The sequence below is a fragment of the Belnapia sp. genome, assembly GCF_059504005.1.
On sequence record NZ_JCACHU010000106.1, the window covers coordinates 1 to 3,247 of the forward strand.

Here is a 3,247-nt window from a genome sequence, read left to right on the forward strand (position 1 = left end):
GTTCGTTTTGAAAGGCAAGAGGCCGACCCCTGGAGGGTAAAGGGGGACACGCCCCAGCCTCATCCTACCCGAAGCGGCCCAAGCCGCCGACCGCTGCAACAAAGCGCCTTGAGGGCGCTGTGCCGCGGCCCGCGCACCGCGGCCGCCGGATTGGCCGGCAGCACCTGGCCGGTCACCAGCCAGTCGAACAGGTGGCGCAGCGCCGCCAGGCGCTGCTTCGCGGTCGGCGCCGAATGCTTGCGGCTCAGCCGCTCGATCCAGGCGGCGACGTGCAGCGGCTGCACCGTGGCGAGCGAGGCAACGCCGGCCTCCGCTTCACACCAGGCGAGAAAGTCGGATGCCGCGCGGGCGTAGGCGCGCCGGGTGTGCGGGTTGCGGATGGCTGCCGCGAAGAACTCCAGGAAGCGCAGGCCCGCGCGTTCGCCGCTGGCGGCGACGAGGGCGGGCAGGGCCGGGGATCCTGCATCCAGGGGGATCAGGTCATGCGCCATCCCTGTCCCTCCCTCACGCGCCGACGGTCAGCAGAGCGACACCGGCGGCCGTGGCGGCGGCGCGCAGCGGCGCGTCGCTCGTGGCCAGCGGCAGGCTGCGGCGGAGCGCCAGGTCGAGATAGCCCGCGTCGTAGGTCGTCAGGCGATGGGTTCGTGCGAGGTCGAGCACGGCGTCGAGGGCGCGCGACGGCGCCGCGTCGTCCACGACGAGCGGCAGGCGGCGCAACAGCGCGACGGCCGCCACGAGGCTCGTGCCATCGATGCGGCCGCGCCGCTCCGCCATGGCGAGGCCGTTCGTGCACTCGAGGAACCACAGCGCCGGCACGACGGCGCCGTGCTCCGTCACGTGGTCGAGCAGCGCGTCGGTCGCGGGCGAGGCCTCGTCCTCGAACAGCCACGGGAAGGTGGCCGACGCGTCCAGCACGCAGAGGCTCATCGCGGCGGCTTACCGCAAGCCTTCGCGGATGAGCGCCTTGGGATCGAGGCCGCCGAGGCTGCGGCCGCGGCGGAATGCGCGGAACTCGGCTGCGAGCGTCTCGCCGGCGGCGGCGTGTGCCTCGGCCGAGGGGGCAGGACGCACGGCGCGGCTGACCAGGCGCGCGACCCGCTCGCGGGTGGCGGGATCTGCAAGCGCGGCCGCCACGTCGGGCTCGACCTCGAGGGTCACGGGGACGGTGTCGGGCATGGGAAGGGCTCCTGGCCGGAGCCTAGCCGGGCGGGCGGCGCCGGGTCCAGCGCCTACGTAGGATAAAGCACATTATCATACATAGACACGCGCTGTGTTGGATGCGGCCGGTCCGTCAGAAATGGGTGGGAAGCAGGCCTTCGCGATTGACGCATGTCGATTGGCCCAGGCGCGAACAGATTCTAAGCCGTCGTTCGAAGCGTTGGCGGCTTGAGAAGGTGCCTCCAGTATTCCGAAAGCACCTCTCGGTCCCGTTGTGTGACCTCGTGCCGGTCGAGCAGATCCGGCAGCTCCCGCGCACCTTCCACCACCTCATCATAGATTGCCTTCGCTTCGGACAGGGAGAGGCGGAAGCTGCTATGCGCCATGAAGGCCGGGCGAGGATCTGGCGCTGGCGAGACACCGGATGCTGCAAGCAGCACATGTCGGCCTGCGCGATGCACAGTGATGTCAAAAGCTGGCGACAAGCGCCACTTACCATCCGTGCGCAGAAAACCGTGGTTCCGAACATGGTCGTCGGTGTTGTGGACGAAAGCGTTGAACAGCACTCGGCGGAAGATTTCGCGCTCGCACGGCGTGATCCCGAGAGCTCGCGCCTGAGCGGCAATCTCGGCGTAGGTCACGTCGGCATCGTAGTAGGCCGTCGGCTTGGCTCCAGCGATCGTCCCGGCGCTGACATAGCCGCGGCGCACTCCTCCCGCAGCACGATCGAAGCGCCTCACCAACAGCGTGGATCGCCCGCCGATCGAAACCACCTGGTGTTCTGGCACCTCGATGCCGCAACGCTCTGCCAATGAGAGGCATACCGCTTCGATTCGCGGATCATCCCAGGCATCCGACTGCGTGCGGAACTTTGCGATCCAGCGCTCACCGTTCCTGACGATGCCAGCCTTCGGCCGCGCGCCTCCTTGGTCTGCACTGGACCTGAACAGGAGCGCCAAGTGGTGAGGCTTCGCCTGTCCCGCATCCACGGCCTCTGCGGCGGCGACCAACGCCTCCATGTCGTCCGCTTCGGTCGGGATCTCCAGAAGTTGCTCGGTTGCAGGGATCCAGCGCTGGGATCCTTCCTCGACAGACGGGCCGAACCGCAGCATCCCGACGCGCTCATCGCCCGCCGCGGCCAGGAACTCGCCTAGCCCAAAAACTTGCGAGGGAAAGGCGGCTTCCAGAATGGAGCGGCCCCAGCCGTCGGGAGCGGCATCATAGAGCGGTAGCGGAACCTCATAGGGGTTCGCCGGAATGCTCTTCCGCGTCGGGGGTAGTGTCGGAGAGATGCCGTAGCGATCAGAGCTATCAAGCCACGAGCGGCCGTAAGCGAAGCGGGACGTGCGCGCTTGGCCAGTACCCTCGAAAGTGAGCACGCCCACTGGCACCGTCTTCTCGTCATCGGCACCGTTGACGAATACGTAGAGGCGGTCGAGGCGGCCCTTAGAAATTTGCCACATCGAAAGACGACCGCTTCAGGCCAACTCTACGCGAAGATACATCTTCGAGCTCTTCGCCGATCGGGTCCGTCTCCAACAGCGCCCCCAGGCGATCGGAGTAGCCGAGGACAACCAATGCGCGCTGGAGGATGCCCAGCGCAACGCCAGGCCTTCCGGCTTCCAACATGCGATAGGTTGGCCGGCTCACGCCTACACGCTCGGCCATTTCGTCCTGGGTGAGCTTTCTACGCAGGCGGGCAGCACGGAGCCGTCGCCCAAGGAGGGTGAGTTGCTCGGTATCCCTTCTAGGGAGGACGGCAGGGCTCTTCATGGAAAGCAAAATGCCCACTTCCCATGTTTATGTCAAGTTTGGTTGCCACGATCCAATCATTTCGTTATATTTCCTGAACCTGTTCGAACTCAATGACGAAGAATTGTACACGCTTCGTTCTCCGGCAGGGCAGCCGCGCAGGCTTGGTGTTAATCGGATGCCTATCAGCATGTCATCGGACTGCGTTTGCAGGGGACTTCCAGAAACCTCGTCATCATCGACGGCGTGCCATAGGCGACAGCCAACAGGGATATCCGCTCCGGGTCGAGGCTGTGTGGAAACAAGCCGGAATGGTAGATTGAAGCTCTGCTGATCG

General features: G+C 66.0%; 5 protein-coding genes. All 5 read right to left on the reverse strand.

Translation table 11 applies throughout. From position 1 onward, the window contains the following. Positions 1–59 precede the first annotated feature (59 nt). A complete protein-coding gene (locus AC5JJ1_RS14585) occupies positions 60–491 on the reverse strand; it encodes a site-specific integrase (protein WP_495785829.1) in 432 nt (143 codons plus the stop codon). A 13-nt stretch (positions 492–504) separates the two neighbouring features. Continuing rightward, complete coding sequence (locus tag AC5JJ1_RS14590) at positions 505–927, reverse strand: type II toxin-antitoxin system VapC family toxin (protein ID WP_495785830.1); 423 nt, start codon at positions 925–927, stop codon at positions 505–507. 9 nt (positions 928–936) lie between these two features. Continuing rightward, positions 937–1,176 carry a hypothetical protein gene (locus AC5JJ1_RS14595; protein WP_495785831.1) on the reverse strand — a complete coding sequence of 80 codons (240 nt, stop codon included), beginning with the start codon at positions 1,174–1,176 and terminating at the stop codon, positions 937–939. A gap of 182 nt (positions 1,177–1,358) precedes the next feature. Next, positions 1,359–2,621 (reverse strand): type II toxin-antitoxin system HipA family toxin, encoded by a 1,263-nt coding sequence (locus tag AC5JJ1_RS14600; protein ID WP_495785832.1) that lies wholly within the window; start codon positions 2,619–2,621, stop codon positions 1,359–1,361. Continuing rightward, positions 2,605–2,931, reverse strand: coding sequence for a helix-turn-helix transcriptional regulator (locus tag AC5JJ1_RS14605; RefSeq protein ID WP_495785833.1), 327 nt, complete (start codon positions 2,929–2,931; stop codon positions 2,605–2,607). Before AC5JJ1_RS14605 ends, AC5JJ1_RS14600 begins: the two co-directional genes overlap by 17 nt. Positions 2,932–3,247 lie beyond the last annotated feature (316 nt).